Annotated in this window: 14 protein-coding genes; 7 read left to right on the top strand and 7 right to left on the bottom strand. The window is 70.2% G+C overall.

The window, feature by feature from the left end:
• Positions 1-172 precede the first annotated feature (172 nt).
• The 3 genes from FEF34_RS42870 (at position 173) to FEF34_RS16885 (ending at position 4,684) form a co-directional block, all read left to right on the top strand.
• Positions 173-1,633: a Tn3 family transposase gene (locus tag FEF34_RS42870; protein ID WP_325063671.1), complete on the top strand. Its 1,461-nt coding sequence runs from the start codon at positions 173-175 to the stop codon at positions 1,631-1,633.
• 112 nt (positions 1,634-1,745) lie between these two features.
• Positions 1,746-2,486, top strand: a complete 741-nt coding sequence (locus FEF34_RS16890; protein ID WP_138053933.1) for an ABC transporter ATP-binding protein — start codon at positions 1,746-1,748, stop codon at positions 2,484-2,486.
• Positions 2,483-4,684, top strand: a complete 2,202-nt coding sequence (locus FEF34_RS16885) for a hypothetical protein (protein ID WP_138053932.1) — start codon at positions 2,483-2,485, stop codon at positions 4,682-4,684. The genes FEF34_RS16890 and FEF34_RS16885 overlap by 4 nt, the downstream gene beginning before the upstream one ends.
• A gap of 76 nt (positions 4,685-4,760) precedes the next feature.
• Here the strand turns inward: FEF34_RS16885 and FEF34_RS41270 are convergent, their stop codons facing one another.
• Positions 4,761-5,690: a recombinase family protein gene (locus FEF34_RS41270; RefSeq protein ID WP_171052977.1), complete on the bottom strand. Its 930-nt coding sequence runs from the start codon at positions 5,688-5,690 to the stop codon at positions 4,761-4,763.
• Positions 5,691-6,086: 396 nt separating this feature from the next.
• Here FEF34_RS41270 and FEF34_RS16875 point away from each other — a divergent pair, with 396 nt between their 5' ends.
• Positions 6,087-6,275: a hypothetical protein gene (locus FEF34_RS16875; RefSeq protein ID WP_234042421.1), complete on the top strand. Its 189-nt coding sequence runs from the start codon at positions 6,087-6,089 to the stop codon at positions 6,273-6,275.
• Positions 6,276-6,500: 225 nt separating this feature from the next.
• Here FEF34_RS16875 and FEF34_RS16870 read toward each other — a convergent pair whose 3' ends face one another.
• Positions 6,501-7,175: a Crp/Fnr family transcriptional regulator gene (locus tag FEF34_RS16870; protein ID WP_017947815.1), complete on the bottom strand. Its 675-nt coding sequence runs from the start codon at positions 7,173-7,175 to the stop codon at positions 6,501-6,503.
• Positions 7,176-7,500: 325 nt separating this feature from the next.
• On the opposite strand from FEF34_RS16870, the gene nth reads away from it, so the two are divergent.
• From nth to FEF34_RS16855, 3 genes are all read left to right on the top strand, one after another.
• Positions 7,501-8,544 (top strand): endonuclease III, encoded by a 1,044-nt coding sequence (gene nth, locus FEF34_RS16865; RefSeq protein WP_138057529.1) that lies wholly within the window; start codon positions 7,501-7,503, stop codon positions 8,542-8,544.
• A 213-nt stretch (positions 8,545-8,757) separates the two neighbouring features.
• Positions 8,758-9,453, top strand: a complete 696-nt coding sequence (locus FEF34_RS16860) for an NUDIX hydrolase (protein WP_138053931.1) — start codon at positions 8,758-8,760, stop codon at positions 9,451-9,453.
• Positions 9,454-9,568: 115 nt separating this feature from the next.
• Positions 9,569-10,768 (top strand): MarP family serine protease, encoded by a 1,200-nt coding sequence (locus FEF34_RS16855; protein WP_138053930.1) that lies wholly within the window; start codon positions 9,569-9,571, stop codon positions 10,766-10,768.
• A 416-nt stretch (positions 10,769-11,184) separates the two neighbouring features.
• Here the strand turns inward: FEF34_RS16855 and FEF34_RS42865 are convergent, their stop codons facing one another.
• From FEF34_RS42865 to acs, 5 genes are all read right to left on the bottom strand, one after another.
• Entirely contained in the window at positions 11,185-11,364 is a 180-nt protein-coding gene (locus FEF34_RS42865; protein ID WP_138053929.1) for a hypothetical protein, read from the bottom strand.
• Between the two features lie 179 nt (positions 11,365-11,543).
• On the bottom strand, positions 11,544-12,506 hold the full coding sequence (locus tag FEF34_RS16845; RefSeq protein WP_138053928.1) for an alpha/beta fold hydrolase: 963 nt from the start codon (positions 12,504-12,506) through the stop codon (positions 11,544-11,546).
• The gene (locus tag FEF34_RS16840; RefSeq protein WP_138053927.1) at positions 12,503-13,006 is read right to left on the bottom strand and encodes a phage holin family protein; all 504 of its coding nucleotides are present in this window, start codon (positions 13,004-13,006) and stop codon (positions 12,503-12,505) included. Before FEF34_RS16840 ends, FEF34_RS16845 begins: the two co-directional genes overlap by 4 nt.
• A 39-nt stretch (positions 13,007-13,045) precedes the next feature.
• A complete protein-coding gene (nhaA, locus tag FEF34_RS16835) occupies positions 13,046-14,443 on the bottom strand; it encodes a Na+/H+ antiporter NhaA (protein WP_138053926.1) in 1,398 nt (465 codons plus the stop codon).
• Between the two features lie 214 nt (positions 14,444-14,657).
• The gene (gene acs, locus FEF34_RS16830; protein WP_138053925.1) at positions 14,658-16,613 is read right to left on the bottom strand and encodes an acetate--CoA ligase; all 1,956 of its coding nucleotides are present in this window, start codon (positions 16,611-16,613) and stop codon (positions 14,658-14,660) included.
• Positions 16,614-16,857 lie beyond the last annotated feature (244 nt).

Raw genomic sequence — 16,857 nt, 5'->3', positions numbered from 1 at the left:
GAAGACGGACCCGGGGGCGCCGGGGCTGGAGAGCCTGCTGGCGGAGGTGAACAAGCTCCAGCGGGTACGGAAGCTGGAGCTGCCCGCGGACCTGTTCGCGGACGTGTCGGAGAAGCTGGTGGACGCCTGGCGGGCGCGGGCGTCGAAGGAGTACCCGGCGAACCTGGAGCGGATGAAGCCGCCGCGGTGCCTGACGCTGCTGGCCACGCTGTGCCATGTGCGGCAGACGGAGATCACCGATTCGCTCGTGGACCTGTTCATCCGGCTCGTGCTGAAGATCAACACGCGGGCGGAGCGGAAGGTCGACAAGGAGCTGAACGCCGAGCTGAAGAAGATCCGGGGCAAGGACGCGATGCTGCTGCGGGTCGCCGAGGCCGCTTTGTCCGACCCGGCCGGGACGGTGCGGCGGGTGATCTATCCGGTGGTCGGCGGGGAGAAGACGCTGAAGGCCCTCGCCGCGGAGGCCGCGGCGAACGAGGCCCGCTACAAGGCCCGGGTGCGCACGGTGCTGCGGTCGTCGTACTCGGCGCACTGGCGGCGGATGCTCTCGCCGCTGCTCAAGGCGCTGGAGCTGAAGTGCAACAACACCGCCTACCTGCCGGTGATGGACGCGATCGACCTGCTCCAGCGTTATCTGGAGCAGCCCCTGAAGGAGGGCGCGTCCTTCGACCCGGCCGAGACGGTGCCGCTGGAGGGTGTGGTGCCCGAGCAGTGGCGGGCGGCGGTAGTGGACGACAAGGGCCGCGTCGAGCGCATCCCGTACGAGCTGTGCGTGCTGGTCAGCTTGCGGGACGCGCTGCGGCGGCGGGAGATCTGGGTGGTGGGGGCGAACCGGTGGCGTAACCCGGAGGACGACCTGCCGGCCGACTTCGAGGACAACCGGGACGTGCACTACGCCGCGATCCGCCAGCCGCAGGACGCCGGGGAGTTCATCGACGCCCTCCAAGGCAAGCTCCGCACCTCGCTGAACCGCTTCGAGCGGGCCCTGGCCGAGGGCACCACGGGCGGGGTGGCGATCGTGAAGAAGCACGGCGAGCCGTGGATCCGGGTTTCCCCGCGCGAGAAGCAGGAGGAGCCGGAATCTTTGGTGGCGATCAAGGGCGAGATCGAGCGGCGGTGGGGCACCATCGATCTCCTGGACATACTGAAATACGCCGAGTTCGACACGGACTTCATCGCCGAGTTCACCTCGGTGGCCACGCGCGAGAATTTGTCCAAGGACGTGCTGCGTCGTCGCCTGCTCCTCGTTTTGTTCGGTTTGGGTATGAATATGGGGATCAAGCGGGTCGCGGTGACTGGCAAGCACGGTGAGAGCGAGGCGACGCTGCGGCGGGTGCGGCATCTGTTCGTCAACCGGGCCAACATGCGCGCGGCCCTGCGGAAGCTGGTGAACGCCACCTTCGCCGCCCGGGACGAGATGTGGTGGGGCACCGGTACGGCGTGCGCCTCCGACAGCCGCTCCGCGTACGGGCAGTACTACCGCTACTCGGCGCCGGGCTCCACCAAGACCCTCTGGAACAAGAGCGGCTCCAACACGACCGTGTCCTCGACCGCCAGTTCGGGTATCTACCAGATCCGCGCCTGCCGTCAGGAGCAGTTTTCGTCCGACACCTGTGGTCCCTGGGCCGCGTGATCGTGGCCGGAGCTGATCGCCACGAGTTGTAGGCGTCAGCTCCGCCTGCTCAAGTCATCGGGCCGGCCGCACACTGCGGCCGGCCCGTTCCCGTTACGTGAATGAGGTAGGGATGTCAGACCAAGGCGCCGCCGTAACGGCCAGGAGCCGAAGCGCGGAGAAAACACGGGATCCCTCCCTCGCCGTGCACGGCTTGTCCTGCCGGGTCGGAGACCGGCAGCTGCTCGCGAGAGCAGAACTCGAAGTGGCGGCCAGCGAGTCTGTAGCGGTCATGGGGCCGAGCGGCAGCGGCAAGAGCACCCTGCTCGCCTGTGCCCTGGGGCTGGTCAAGCCCCAGGAGGGAAGCGTGCGTGTGGCGGGAACTGACATCACCACGCTGGGGCGGCGCGGCCTGGCGCGGCACCGGCGCCGGCACATGGGCGTCGTGTTTCAGTTCGGCGAGCTGCTGCCCGAGCTGACACTGGTGGAGAACGTCGCGCTGGCGGCATTGCTGGCGGGGGTACCCCACGCCGAGGCGTATGCGGACGCGGAGTCGCTGCTGGCCGAACTCGGCGTGCCCGGTGACCTCACGCCCACGTCGCAGCTCTCCGGAGGCGAGCGGCAGCGGGCCGCGGTGGCACGCGCGTTGATCAACAAGCCCGCGGTCCTGTTGGCGGACGAACCGACTGGCGCTCTGGACACCCGCAATCGGGACTCCGTAGCCGAACTGCTCTTCTCCGTGCCCCGCCGATGGAGCTGTGCGCTGCTGGTCGTCACGCACGACATCGAGATCGCCCACCGGGCCGATCGTTGCCTCGTCCTGTCGGACGGGAAGCTCGTCCCGGCCGGCGAAGCCGGCGGTGAGGCAGAGTGAAGGGCGGCAAGCACCTGGCCGTACAACTCCTGCGCGTTGGGCGGGCTGCGGGCGCCGGCTCCCGTGGCGGTCTGATCCGAACCGTCGCGCTGCTGTGCGCGGCGGCGGCCCTCACCTTCGCAGCGGGGGCTCTCGTATCAGCCGCTGCCGTCTACGGCTCGATGGAGCAGCAATCCGAGGCGCGCAGCCCGCGCGTGCTGCAAGGTCACCCGACGGAGAAGCCCATCGCCTTGTGGAAGCCTGGCTTCGATGTCGTGGGCGGGTTGCAGTATTCGGTGGTTTCGGTGGTCCCGCTGACGGCTGACGCGCCTCCCCCTCCCGGTGTGACGGCGTGGCCCCGCCCGGGAGAGGCGGTGCTGTCCCCGGCCCTCGCCGAGGCCGCCGCGGCTGAGGGCAGCTCTGGGCGTCTGGGACGTGACGTGGGGCGGATCGGTGAGGCCGGTCTGGTCAACTCCACGGAACGATTGGCCTACGTACGTCCCCTCGACTCGGTGGTGGACAAGGAGCGGATGTTCACCATCACCGGGTACGGTGCCAAGGGCCCCTACATCGGTGATCCGCAGTTCGCCGAGCCCCTCGAACTCTTCGCCCTCGCCGTCATTGGGCTCATGATCTTCCCTGCCGCGGTGCTCGTGGTGATCGCAGCTAGGGCAGGAGGGGAGGCTCGGGACCGAAGGGCGGCGCTCCTGGATGCTCTCGGTGCCAGCCAGACGGCTCGGTCGCTGGTCAACGTGGGTGAGGCAGGGCTGCCGGTCCTCCTAGGCGCGGTCCTTGGCCTGGGCTCGCTCATGGGTATGGTGGCAGCAGGCATCTCCCTGCCGTTCACCGGCTTCACCATCCCCGCAGCGAGCGTCCGCGCGGCAGCGGTACCGCTGGGGCTGACGGCCACCGCATGCGTCCTGGTCGTCCTCGTGCTGGTCGTCGTCCTCCACCGGCACAACGCGTCGCTCCCCACCACCCGCCCCGGCATCCGAAGCCGCAGACTGCCCCGCTGGTGGCCCGCGCTCTTCCCGGTGTCCCTGCTGCTCGCGACCCGCGGCCCAGGACTCCTCGCGCCCGACAATCCGCGCCTGTTCCTGGCCGTCTACTTCGTCGCCGCCCTGATTACATTCGCCACGCTTCCTGCCGTCCTTGCTCTGATGGTGGCGGCCCTGGGACGGCTCCTCGCGCGGCTCGGACGCCGGCGAGGCGGCACGGGCACTCTGGTCGCCGGGCGATGGCTGACCGCCCAGCCCGGCGTCACCGCGCGGCTGGTCGCCGGATTCGTCGTCGCCATCGGTCTGATCGGCCAGGTCCAGCTCAACACCAGTCGGCTGAGCGAACCCATGCTCGCCGCTCAGGCGACCGCCCAGCGCATCGGCACCAGCGTGCTCACCGTCGCGACGCCCCGGGACAACGCACGCACATCGGCCTTCCTCGCCCATCTCCCCACGGACGCGGCCGTCTTCTCTCTGCGCACCGGGCCGGCCCCCGACGGAAGCGTGCTGTCCGTTCTCCAGGCTCCGTGCGAGGAGCTCCGGGCCATCCAGCGGGACTGCGGCGGGGCCGGTTTTCCGGCGACCGTGGCGGACCGGGATGCCCGACTGGCCGAGCTCGCCAGATGGTACGCGCCCAGCGGCCGGATCCAGCTGCGGGAGGGCCCACTCGTCAGCGAGCTTCCCGCCGAGGAGAGCAGCCAAGTGGTTCTCATGGCCCCGTTGGGCAAGAACCTGGATATCGCCGCGGTGAAACATGCCGCGAACCTTCAACTCGCCGTGGCGAGCGTCGTGGAGGCCCCGGGAGGCGGCTGGCTGAGCAGTGCTCTGCTCCGCGGTAGCCGGGTCACCTGGGTCACGCTGTTCGGCTGCTTCGCCCTGATCGTCGTAGGCCTGGCCATCGGGCTCAACAGCATCGCAGAGTTCCTGCGCCACAGCCGATCGTTCGCCCCACTCGGAGTGCTCACCGGACGCCGCAGGCTCTTCGTATCCGTCGCGGCATGGGTCCTGCTCATGCCCACGGTCATGGCTGCCGCCATCGGGGCACTTGTGTATCTCTGGCTGTCGGGTCCTTACACCGACCCGGTCGTCGGCGCGCAACTGTCATGGCCGGTACTGGGATATCTGCTGGGCGGGGTGCTGATCCTCAGTGTCTCGATCTGGGGGTGCGGAGCCTGGTCAGCAGTGCGGGGGGCCTCCCGTTGGCGCCCTGCCGCCGACTGACCAGCCAAGTGTTCTCGTGCTGTGACGAAGGGGCATGTAGCGCCATGTGATCGTTGGCACCTTCCGTAGGCCCCCGTCAGGGCGTCCGCATGGCCGCGGCGATCCGGTCGGCGTAAGCGCGGTATGCCTTGCGCCCGGCCGGGGTGGAGCCTTCGCCGGCGAGGGCGGCGCACTGCCCCAGCGTGGCCTCGTGGAGCGCGAGTGGGGCGGTGACGCGCACAGAGTAGCCCTGCCCTCGGCGGATGGTCCGGCCCCCGCGCAGTGCTTCGCGAATCTCGGCGGTCTCGGAGGCCTTGAGGTGTTCGGCGAGTAGGCCGGGCATGTCGATGGTGTGCGGCTGCGCGGGCTCGGGCGCCGGCTCCTGGTCCTCGGCGTCGGTGGTCACGCCGTCGAGTGACTCCGGGACGTCGCGGATGTCGCGGACCCCAGCCGCGTCGAGCACCCTGCGGATGGTCTTGGGCGCGACGTTGCACTGCCGGGCGAGCGCCTTGACCGCGGCACCCTTAGCGTACGCGTCGACAATGTCGGCCGCCTGATCCTCGTCGAGCGCGGCCGGTCGGCCCAGCGTCTTGCCCCCGGCTTCGGCGGCGGCAATGCCTTCCTTGGTGTTCTCCGAGATCATGTCGCGCTGGAACTCCAAGACCCCGGCGAGCATCGTGACGAACAGCTTGGTCTGCGGGTCGTCGGCCGCCAGGTCGAAGCCGGACCAGGCGCCGGTCGCGATGCGCAGGTGCAGACCGCGCCGCTGGAGGACTTCGCGGATCTGGATGACGTCCTTGGTCGAGCGGAACAGCCGCGCGGCATCCGCGATGCCGATGGTGTCGCCGACCGCTGCCTCGTCGAGAAGCTCGCGGAACCCGGAGCGGTTGATGGCGTAGACGCGGGACGACGTCGCCGGGTCCTCATACTTCGGAGCGCCGGACTTGAGTAGATCACCCAGAGCATGAAGTTGACGAGCATTCGTCTGCTTGTCGGTGGAATGCCGCAGATACAGACGATCCGTCATGTTTCGTCCCCCTCCTTGTCTTTCCGGCGACGCCAGATCACGAGCGTAAGGGGGCGAAATAGGGAGGCGCAATTGGCGAGCAGACTCGATTGGATCGGCGTACCGATTTATCCCGATATGCCCGCCTGTGGCCATTGGGTCGACCCGAGGGGGCGTAATCGGTCGATTCCGCCCCCACTCGCCATTCGACCGGCGCCGGGTCGGCCATCACGCCGAGTCACCGCGACTACGCAGCGCTACTCGCCACCTCGCCGTAGCTATACGAGAACAGGGCCTCGTACCGGGTGCACTCGGATGATTCGACAACGCGGCGAAGCGCCGTGGCCGTCGTCGCCCGCCCCCCGGGGATCGCGGAACAGTCCTTGGGGTCTCCGCCCCGGCCCGCCCTGGGGCTCCGTGCCGGCTGAGCCCTCGCCCCCGGCCGTCCGGGCGAACAAGATCCTCAACGATTCGCTGACGGACAAGGTCCTGATGAACCAGTGCATCGACGCCTACGGGGACGCTGCGGCCAAGAATCCCGTGTACGCCGTTCCGTGCGGCGGCGGGACCGGAAAGCCGCTGATCGTGGACGGTGGCAAGCGCTGACCGACCGGACAGGAGTGTCCCGACGAGCCCGGGAGGACACCCGGGGCGTGCGAAGGGGTCGCCCGGCGACCATCCGCCGGGCGACCCCTTCGCATGTGCGGTGCGGGACGCGCCGTGTGCCCCCGCCGCGCTGTCGGACGCCGGGCCCGGCGTCCGCGTCCGACCGTCTCACGGCCCTGTGCGGGTCGTACGGGCTCGTGGCCCGGCCGTAACGGGCCGGGCGGGTCAACGGGAACGCTTGGCGAGGCGTTCCACGTCGAGCAGGATGACGGCACGGGCCTCGAGGCGGAGCCAGCCACGCTGTGCGAAGTCGGCCAGCGCCTTGTTCACTGTCTCGCGGGAGGCGCCGACGAGCTGGGCCAGCTCTTCCTGGGTCAGGTCGTGGACGACGTGGATGCCCTCCTCCGACTGCACGCCGAAGCGGCGCGAGAGGTCGAGGAGCGCCCGGGCGACACGGCCGGGGACGTCCGAGAAGACCAGGTCGGACATCTGGTCGTTGGTCTTGCGCAGCCGGCGGGCGACGGCGCGCAGCAGGGCGGTGGCCACCTCGGGGCGCGCGTTCAGCCAGGGCTGCAGGTCGCCGTGGCCGAGGCCGAGGAGCTTGACCTCGGTGAGGGCGGTGGCGGTCGCGGTGCGCGGACCCGGGTCGAAGAGGGACAGTTCGCCGATCAGCTCACCGGGGCCGAGTACGGCCAGCATGTTCTCCCGGCCGTCGGGCGAGGTGCGGTGGAGCTTGACCTTGCCCTCGGTGACCACGTAGAGGCGGTCGCCGGGGTCGCCCTCGTGGAAGAGCGCGTCGCCGCGGGCGAGCGTCACTTCACTCATCGAGGCGCGGAGCTCCGCGGCCTGCTCGTCATCGAGCGCCGCGAAGAGCGGGGCGCGCCGCAGAACGTCGTCCACGAGTTCTCTCCTTGTCGACCTGCTCAGGGGACGGTGGTCCCCATGATGCCGCACACCAAAACAGTGCGATCGATCACAAGGGCCCGACACAAGTTTGACGCACCTGCCCCTCCTGTCGTGAGGCAGGGGCCGATTCGAGTGGTGATCCGCCATGGCCGGGGCAGATGTCCGTGGCGGCCCTTAGGCTGGCCGGGTGTCCAATTCGCCGGTGAGAGCACAGGCCGAGGGGGCCATCAGAGTGGCAGGGGAGCAGGATTCCGCTGTGGGCGAACATGATTCGTCCGTACCGACAGAAGTAGCAAAAGCGAAGAATAGGACTACCTTCATGGCTTCCCCGGAGACGCCGCGGGCGGCCGCGCGGAAGACGCCGGAGGCGAGGACGGCTGCCGCGAAGAAGACCGCGGTCAAGAAGAATGCCGTCCCGAGGGGCCCGGCGGAGGCCGGGGCCTCTGCCGGGGAGCCGACGGCCTCCAAGGCCGCGGCCGCGCCCGAGAAGCCCGCAGCGAAGAAGCCCGCAGCGAAGAAGGCCGCCACCGCGAAGCGGGCAGTCCCCGCGAAGAAAGCCGTGGCCTCCCGGACGTCGGCCCAGGCGCCGGCCGGCAAGCCCGAGTCCAGGCTTGCGATGGTGCGTCGTGCTCGGCGGATCAACCGTGAGCTGGCCGACGTGTATCCGTACGCACATCCCGAGCTCGACTTCCTGAACCCCTTCCAGTTGCTCGTCGCCACGGTCCTGTCCGCCCAGACCACGGACCTGCGGGTGAACCAGACGACGCCCGCCCTCTTCGCGAAGTACCCGACGCCCGAGGACATGGCCGCGGCAGCGCCGGAGGAGCTGGAAGAGCTCATCAGGCCGACCGGCTTCTTCCGGTCGAAGGCGAAGTCCCTGCTCGGCCTCTCCAGGGTCCTGCGGGACGACTTCGGCGGAGAGGTTCCGGGGCGGCTGGAGGACCTGGTCAGGCTGCCGGGCGTGGGGCGCAAGACGGCCTTCGTCGTGCTGGGGAACGCGTTCGGCGTCCCCGGCATCACCGTCGACACCCACTTCATGCGGCTCGCCCGGCGGTGGAAGTGGACCGAGCAGGAGGACCCGGTCAAGATCGAGGCGGAGATCGCCGAGATCTTCCCGAAGAGCGAGTGGACGATGCTCTCCCACCGGGTGATCTTCCACGGCCGCCGGATCTGCCACGCCCGCAAGCCCGCCTGTGGCGCCTGTCCCATCACGCATCTGTGCCCCTCCTACGGGGAGGGCGAGACCGACCCGGAGAAGGCGAAGAAGCTCCTCAAGTACGAGAAGGGCGGCTTCCCCGGACAGCGTCTCAACCCTCCGCCCGACTACCCGGGCGAGCCCGCGCCCCCGCTGGGGGCCGGGTGATCCCTCCGAGTGCCTGCCGCCGGACCGGACGTCGGCTGCGGGGTCCCGGTTGCCCGGCTCCGCTGCGCCCGGGGCCGGCGGCCCCGTCGTTCCTGCCGGGCTCGTCGTCCCGTCCTCCTGCCGGGTCTCCCGAGCCCTGCCGGGCCCCGGGTCTGCCCGAGCCGGCCGGAACGATCCCGGCCACCGCACTCGTTGCACACCACGGGGGTGCCCATGACACGCACACATGAGACTTACGGCGGCGATGTGGTCGTGAGCGGCGACGGCCTGCCCGAGTGGCTGCAGCCCGTGGAACGGTCCGTCGGGACGATCGCTCCCGAGCAGCTCAGCCGGTTCCTGCCGCCCGAGAGCGGCGGAGGGCGGCAGTCCGCCGTGCTGATCCTCTTCGGGGACGGCGCGCGGGGCCCCGAGCTGCTGCTCATGGAACGGGCGAGCAGCCTGCGCTCCCACGCCGGCCAGCCGTCGTTCCCGGGCGGCGCCCTCGACCCCGAGGACGGGGATCCGGCCACCACCGGGCCGCTCCGCGCGGCCCTCCGGGAGGCGGAGGAGGAGACGGGTCTGGATCCGTCCGGCGTCCAGATCTTCGGGGTGCTGCCCCGGCTGTACATCCCCGTGAGCGGTTTCGTCGTCACCCCCGTCCTCGGCTGGTGGCGAGAGCGCTCCCCGGTCGCCGCCGTCGACCCCGCCGAGACCGCCCGGGTCTTCACGGTTCCCGTGGCGGATCTCACGGACCCCGCGAACCGGGCCACGAGCGTCCACCCCAGCGGTCACCTCGGTCCGGCATTTCTGGTCGAATCGGCTCTGGTCTGGGGATTCACCGCCGGAGTGATCGACCGCATCCTTCATTTCGCCGGCTGGGAACGCCCATGGGACCGGGCCAAGCAGGTCCCGCTCGACTGGCGCGCATGAGACCGTTGCCCACGTGCTGTGTTCTTCCGGTGGCCGGTCCGGTGTCACCAGGAGCTGATCCGGGACCTTCCTGCCGGACGGAGTGCCGGACGACGAAACTGCGAGGCTAATGACGGTGAACGTGCTGGACATCCTGCTGCTGCTCGCCGCTGTGTGGTTCGCCGTCGTCGGGTACCGTCAGGGCTTCGTCGTCGGCATCCTGTCGGTGATCGGGTTCCTCGGCGGTGGACTCGTCGCGGTCTATCTGCTCCCGTTCGTCTGGGACCGGATGACGAACGGGACGGAGGTGTCCACGGCAGCGGCGATCGTCGCCGTCGTGATCGTGATCGTCTTCGCGTCCGTCGGGCAGGCGCTCACCACCCACCTCGGCAACAAGCTCCGCCGGTACATCACCTGGACCCCGGCTCGCGCGCTCGACGCGACCGGCGGCGCCCTCGTGAACGTCCTCGCGATGCTGCTGGTGGCCTGGATCATCGGCCTCCTCGTCGCCGGCACCACCCTGCCCCCGTTCGGCACGGAGGTCCGGAACTCCAAGATCCTTCACGGTGTCTCCCGGGTGCTGCCGGCACAGGCGGGCACGTGGTTCGACGACTACCGGTCCATCCTCGCGCAGAACGGCTTCCCGCACGTCTTCAGCCCCTTCGCCAACGAGCCCATCACCGAGGTCAGGCCGCCGGACCCGGCGCTGGTCGACAGCCCGGTCACGGCGCGCGCCCAGCGGTCCATCGTCAAGGTCGTCGGCACCGCGCAGAGCTGCAACAAGGTGCTCGAGGGCACGGGCTTCGTCTTCGCCGAGCGCCGGGTCATGACGAACGCGCACGTCGTGGGCGGAGTGGACGAGCCGACCGTGCAGATAGGCGGCGAGGGCCGGCGGTACGACGCCAAGGTCGTCCTCTACGACTGGCAGCGTGATATCGCCGTACTGGACGTCCCCGACCTGAAGGCACCGCCCCTCCGCTTCACCGACGGTGACGCCCGCACCGGTGACAGTGCCATCGTCGCGGGCTTCCCGGAGAACGGGTCGTACGACGTGCGCTCGGCGCGCGTCCGCGGCCGTATAGACGCCAAGGGTCCCGACATCTACCGCCGCGGCGAGGTGCGCCGCGACGTCTACTCGCTGTTCGCGACGGTCCGCCAGGGCAACTCCGGCGGTCCGCTGCTCACCGCCGACGGGCAGGTGTACGGAGTGATCTTCGCCCGGTCCCTGGACGACGCCGAGACCGGCTATGCGCTGACGGCGGACGAGATTCGCGACGACATCAGGCTCGGCCGCATGGCCAACCAGGAGGTCGACAGCCAGGGCTGCGCGCTCTGACGCGAGCCGCCGACGGGTGCGCGACGACCGGCACCGCCCCCGGCCCGGACGTCGGTCGCGGACGCGTGTCATGGCCCGGGCACACGGCATGCGTGAGGAGGCCCCTCGCCCGTGTGCAGGTGTGCCGTCCGGTCCGGGCACACGGCACCTGCCGTTACGGTCCGGGCACGGACACCCGCTGTGCCTCTGACGCCGGCGTCGGGACGTTCCGTGTGGGCCGGGCACCCATGCGCCCGGGCATGACCCGTGCCGGCGAACAGCCGGCCCGGGTGTGTGGCGCACCCCGGAGAACAGCACCCCGGACAGACGGTTGTCCCCGGGAAGGCATGTGCCTCTGCGCAGGTCTCCGCGTCCACAGGAGCGTCAGCCCCTGTGGACGTGTGTGAGCAGGTGACGCGGACGCCGCTGTGACGGCGTCAGCCGCGAGGATGGCGCAGTCGTGCCGAGACCCAGCGGGCCCGGCGGCGGAGGATGCGCGGAATCCCGAGACGGGGATCATGGCCCCGCCCCTGGGGGCCGCCCCTTTCGTCCCCTACCGGCGCGGAGGCCGAGCGGGAGTTGCGTGCTGTGTCACTGTAGTCGTGCGTCCAGCCCATACCCCGACGTGTGCCCGTGCCCCAAGGTCGGTAACCGCGTCTGGGCCCGCCAATTGGCCTATGCGCCGGGCAATCCCCGTTCGTCGCACACCCGTTCGCGGGACGGTGCCCCCTGTCGGCGTCCGGCGGTCCCGTCGTCGGAATCGGCTCTGCCGGGCCGGGGCGCGCCGCAGCCGCGGTCAGCGGTCGGGCTCGGGGTCCTTCAGCCAGTTGATGAGCTCGTTGGAGAACGCCGCGGGGTCCTCCTCATGGGGGAAGTGGCCGAGACCGTCGAAGAGCCGCCAGCGGTACGGGGCTTCGACGTACCGGCCCGATCCCGCCGCGCTGCTCGTACGCATCGCCGGGTCCAGTGAGCCGTGGAGATGGAGCGTCGGCACCCGGACGGGGCGCTTCATCCTGCGGTTGAACTGGATGCCGTCCGGACGCGCGATCGACCGCACCATCCACCGGTACGGCTCGATCGAGCAGTGCGCCGTCGACGGGATGGACATGGCCCGGCGGTAGACGTCGAGTGTGTCCTCCTCGGGAGGGCGCGGACCGGACCACTCCCGGATCAGTCGGCCGACCAAGGCCGCGTCGTCCGCGAGGAGCTGACGCTCCGGCAGCCACGGCCGCTGGAAGCCCCACACATACGATCCGGCGCGGCTCTGTGCGAAGTCGCCGAGCATCGAGGAGCGCCAGCGGCGCGGGTGCGGCATCGAGGCGACCGCGAGCCGGCGGACGAGCTTGGGCCGCATCACGGCCGCCGTCCAGGCGAGGTAGCCGCCGAGGCCGTGCCCGACGAGGGCCGCGTCGGGCTCGCCGAGGGACCGTACGACGCCGGTGATGTCGAGCGCGAGGTTCGCCGGGTCGTAACCCCGGGGCGTACGGTCGCTGCCTCCCACGCCGCGGAGGTCCATCGCGACCGCGCGGAAGCCCGCGTCGGCCAGCGCGGTCAGCTGGTGCCGCCAGGTCCACCAGAACTGTGGGAAGCCGTGCAGCAGCAGCACCAGCGGCCCGTCGCCCAGTTCCGCGATGTGGAAGCGCGCACCGTTGGCCGCCACGTCACGATGGGTCCAGGGCCCATCGATCCGCACGGGGCCGCCGTTTCTGTTTCCGGTGCTGTTTCCGTTGCCGACAGAGGGCGTATCGGGTGCCGTCATGCGGACGAGCGTGCCACAGATGTGGACGGGTCCTTCGCCCCTCGGGGGTGCGGCTTGGCGTTCTGGAGCACGGCGGCCGTCTGCTTGGCCGAGGCGAGGGAGCGCTCCGGCGGCTTGACCTTCTTGAACTTGGTCATGGCCAGCAGCGCCGCCAGGCCCGCGAGCAGCAGGAAAGCCGCTCCCACGATCAGGAACGACCAGGCGAGTCCCAGACCGAGGTTGTGGATGCCGTAGGCGGCGGCGAAGCTCAGCACCGGCAGGGAGAACAGGGCGAGCACCCCGGCGACCGTGCCGGCCACCCCGCCCGTCACCCCCCGCTTGACGTCCTGCCTGAGTTCGGCCTTGGCCAGCGCGATCTCGTCGTGCACCAGGGCGGACATCTCGGCGGTCGCCGTCGCCACCAGCTGTCCCATGGTCTTGTCGGCGCCGGCCAGCCGAACCGGTCCGACCACGTCGCCCGCGGCTTCGACGGCGGTGGTCGTGCTGCCGGGGTCGCTCATCGGTGACTCCCTCATCTCTGCTTCGGATCTGCTGTCAGATCATGCCGGACTGTCGCCGTCGGCGCGCGACGCACCCGCGACTTCCGCCTTGCGCCGGTGCTCCGCGGCCTTCTTCTCGTAGATCTCGGCCATCCGCAGGTGATACTCCGGGTTGTCCTGTTCGTACACGTCCGGGATGCCGTCCTGGTCCTCGTCGCGATCCTCCGCCTCGCACAGCGCCTGGTACGTGCGTACTCGTAGTTTCAGGAGCACACAGGCGATCACCGCGGCGATCAGGGAGCCGAGCAGCACGGCCGCCTTGACCTCGTCCGCCAGGACGGCGTCGCCGGCGAAGGCCAGCTCGCCGATGAGCAGGGAGACCGTGAAGCCGATGCCGGCCAGCGACGCGACGGCGAAGACGTCCGGCCAGGCAAGGTCCTCGTTGAGTTCGGCCCTGGTGAAGCGGGCGGCCAGCCAGGTGCCGCCGAAGATGCCGAAGGTCTTGCCGACCACCAGGCCGAGCACGACCCCGAGGGGCTCGGGACGGGTGAAGACGGCGTGCAGTGCGCCGCCCGAGACGCTGACCCCGGCCGAGAACAGCGCGAACAGCGGTACGGCGAGGCCGGCCGAGATCGGCCGCACGAGGTGCTCGATGTGCTCGCCGGGGGATTGCTCCTCGCCCTCGCGCCGGGTGCAGCGCAGCATCAGGCCCATGGCGACACCGGCGATGGTGGCGTGGACGCCGCTGTTGTACATGAGTCCCCAGATGACCAGGGCCAGCGGGACGTAGACGTACCAGCCGCGTACGCCCTTGCGCAGCAGCAGCCAGAAGACCGCGAGGCCGGCCAGGGCCCCGCCGAGCGCGGCGAAGTTCAGATCGCTGGTGAAGAAGATCGCGATGATCAGGATCGCGAAGAGGTCGTCGACGACGGCGAGTGTGAGGAGGAAGGCGCGGACTGCGGACGGGAGCGAGGTGCCGATCACCGCCAGCACTGCGAGGGCGAAGGCGATGTCGGTGGCCGTGGGCACCGCCCAGCCCGCCAGCGAGCCGCCGCCGGCGCTGCTGACCAGCGTGTAGACCAGTGCGGGGGCCGCCATACCGCACACGGCGGCGATGACGGGGAGCGCCGCGGCCTTGGGGTCGCGCAGCTCGCCTGCGACGAGCTCCCGCTTGAGCTCGATCCCGGCGACGAAGAAGAAGATCGCCAGCAGTCCGTCGGCCGCCCAGTGCTGGATGGACAGGTCGAGCCCGAGGGACGCCGGGCCCAGATGGAAGTCGGCCACGGCCTCGTAGCTGGGGCCGAGCGGGGTGTTCGCCCAGAGGAGTGCGGCGACGGCGGCGGCCAGGAGCAGGATCCCGCCGACCGTCTCGGTGCGCAGGGCGTCCGCCACGAAGTTCCGCTCGGGGAGGGAGAGGCGTCCGAGGAACTTGCGGGGGGTGGGGGTCGGCGCTGCCACGAGTGGGGACCTCCGGTCGGATGGGCACGGCACGGCACATGCCGACCAGACTTCCCGGCACACCTCGGTTTCCTGCCGCGTCGTTGACGCGATTCCTTACCCTACCTAATGACCTGGGCGGAGGTACGTCGGGACAACCGTTGATCTTCACCTTAGGCGCAAAGGGGGCACCCGGCGCGTTCGCTCCGGGTGCCCCTGGCGGTGACCTGCCGACTCAGTCCTCCGAGGCCGCCGTAGGCAGCTTGGACTGGATGAGATCCATCACGGAGGAGTCGGTGAGTGTCGTGACGTCACCGAGCTGGCGGTTCTCCGCCACGTCCCGCAGCAGCCGGCGCATGATCTTGCCGGACCGGGTCTTGGGCAGCTCGGCCACCGGCAGTACGCGCTTGGGCTTGGCGATCGGCCCGAGCGTCGCACCGACGTGGTTGCGGAGCTCGGCGACGAGGCTCTCGTCCTCGCTCGCGGTCCCGCGCAGGATCACGAACGCCACGATGGCCTGGCCGGTCGTCTCGTCGGCCGCGCCGACGACGGCGGCCTCGGCGACCTTGGGATGCGAGACCAGGGCCGACTCGACCTCGGTCGTCGAGATGTTGTGGCCGGAGACCAGCATCACGTCGTCGACGCGGCCCAGTAGCCAGATGTCGCCGTCGTCGTCCTTCTTCGCGCCGTCGCCCGCGAAGTACCGGCCCTCGAACCGCGACCAGTAGGTGTCGATGAAGCGCTGGTCGTCGCCCCAGATAGTGCGGAGCATCGACGGCCACGGCTCGGTGAGGACCAGATAGCCACCGCCGCCGTCGGGCACCTCGTGGCCGTCGTCGTCGACGACGGTCGCGGCGATGCCGGGCAGGGGACGCTGGGCCGATCCGGGCTTGGTCTCCGTGACGCCGGGCAGCGGCGAGATCATCATGGCCCCGGTCTCGGTCTGCCACCAGGTGTCCACGATGGGCGCGGATCCGCCTCCGATGTGCTCCCGGTACCAGATCCACGCCTCGGGGTTGATCGGCTCGCCGACCGAGCCGAGGACGCGCAGGCTCGACAGGTCGAACTTGGCGGGGATGTCGTCGCCCCACTTCATGAACGTGCGGATCGCCGTCGGCGCCGTGTAGAGGATCGTGACGCCGTACTTCTGGACGACCTCCCAGAAGCGGCCCTGGTGCGGGGTGTCGGGCGTGCCCTCGTACATCACCTGCGTCGCCCCGTTGGCGAGGGGGCCGTACACGATGTACGAGTGTCCGGTCACCCAGCCGATGTCGGCCGTGCACCAGTAGACGTCGGTCTCCGGTTTGAGGTCGAAGACGGCGTGGTGGGTGTAGGCCGCCTGGGTGAGGTAGCCGCCGGAGGTGTGCAGGATCCCCTTCGGCTTACCCGTGGTGCCGGACGTGTACAGGATGAAAAGCGGGTGCTCCGCGTCGAACCCCTCGGGGGTGTGCTCGGTCGGCTGGCGGTCGACGACGTCGTGCCACCACACGTCCCGGCCCTCGGTGATCGCGGTGTCCTGGCCGGTGCGGCGGACCACCAGCACGTGCTCGACCTGCGGGCACTTGGCGACCGCCTCGTCGATGGCGGGCTTGAGGGCGCCGGGCTTGCCGCGGCGGTAGCCACCGTCGGCGGTGATCACCAGCTTGGCGTCGGCGTCCTGGATGCGGGACGCGACCGCGTCCGCCGAGAATCCGCCGAAGACGACCGAGTGCGCGGCGCCGATCCGGGCGCAGGCCAGCATGGCCACGGCGGCCTCGGGGATCATGGGCAGGTAGACCGCGACCCGGTCGCCCTTGCGGACGCCAAGCTCCGTAAGGGCGTTGGCGGCCCGGGAGACCTCGTCCTTGAGTTCGGCGTAGGTGAGGGACCGGCTGTCGCCCGGTTCGCCCTCGAAGTGGATGGCGACGCGGTCCCCGTGACCGGCCTCGACGTGCCGGTCCACGCAGTTGTACGCGACGTTGAGCTTGCCGTCGGCGAACCACTTGGCGAAGGGCGGGTTCGACCAGTCCAGGATCTCGGTCGGCTCCTTGGTCCAGCTGAGCCGTCGCGCCTGCTCGGCCCAGAAGCCAAGCCTGTCCGCCGCGGCCCGCTCGTACGCCTCCGCCGTCACGTTGGCGTGCGCGGCCAGCTCGGCCGGCGGTGCGAACCGCCGCTCTTCCTTCAAGAGGTTGGCCAGGCTCTCGTTGCTCACGACATCTCCCTTTCCCAGGGCGTCCTATGTGCCTATGTGTCCCACGCCATAGCTCATCAGGCGGATGGCCGGGTGACAAGGGCCTTCAAGAAATTGGTTTAGACCTATTGAGGGCTGAGGTGGCCGGTGGGACGCCCGGTCCGCCGTCCTGGACAAGTGGCCCCTTCTCCCCGGGCGGTGGGGGAAGGGGCCACTCGTACTCACGTATGCCGCACCGGGTCGGTTCACCCCGGGTGAGCGGTTC

Origin of the sequence: Streptomyces marianii (assembly GCF_005795905.1) — a bacterium.
Classification (GTDB): Bacteria; Actinomycetota; Actinomycetes; order Streptomycetales; family Streptomycetaceae; genus Streptomyces; species Streptomyces marianii.
Note: the sequence above shows the minus strand (reverse complement) of the source record. Positions and strands in the feature narration are given on the sequence as shown.

Excerpts from the sequence above, each read along its gene's own strand:
- FEF34_RS16860 (WP_138053931.1), top strand. The coding sequence starts at position 8,758 with ATGACACGCACACATGAGACTTACGGCGGCGATGTGGTCGTGAGCGGC.
- FEF34_RS42865 (WP_138053929.1), bottom strand. The coding sequence starts at position 11,364 with ATGGGCTGGACGCACGACTACAGTGACACAGCACGCAACTCCCGCTCG.
- FEF34_RS16890 (WP_138053933.1), top strand. The coding sequence starts at position 1,746 with ATGTCAGACCAAGGCGCCGCCGTAACGGCCAGGAGCCGAAGCGCGGAG.
- FEF34_RS16840 (WP_138053927.1), bottom strand. The coding sequence starts at position 13,006 with ATGAGCGACCCCGGCAGCACGACCACCGCCGTCGAAGCCGCGGGCGAC.
- FEF34_RS42870 (WP_325063671.1), top strand. The coding sequence starts at position 173 with ATGAAGCCGCCGCGGTGCCTGACGCTGCTGGCCACGCTGTGCCATGTG.
- FEF34_RS16845 (WP_138053928.1), bottom strand. The coding sequence starts at position 12,506 with ATGACGGCACCCGATACGCCCTCTGTCGGCAACGGAAACAGCACCGGA.
- nth (WP_138057529.1), top strand. The coding sequence starts at position 7,501 with ATGGCTTCCCCGGAGACGCCGCGGGCGGCCGCGCGGAAGACGCCGGAG.
- FEF34_RS41270 (WP_171052977.1), bottom strand. The coding sequence starts at position 5,690 with ATGACGGATCGTCTGTATCTGCGGCATTCCACCGACAAGCAGACGAAT.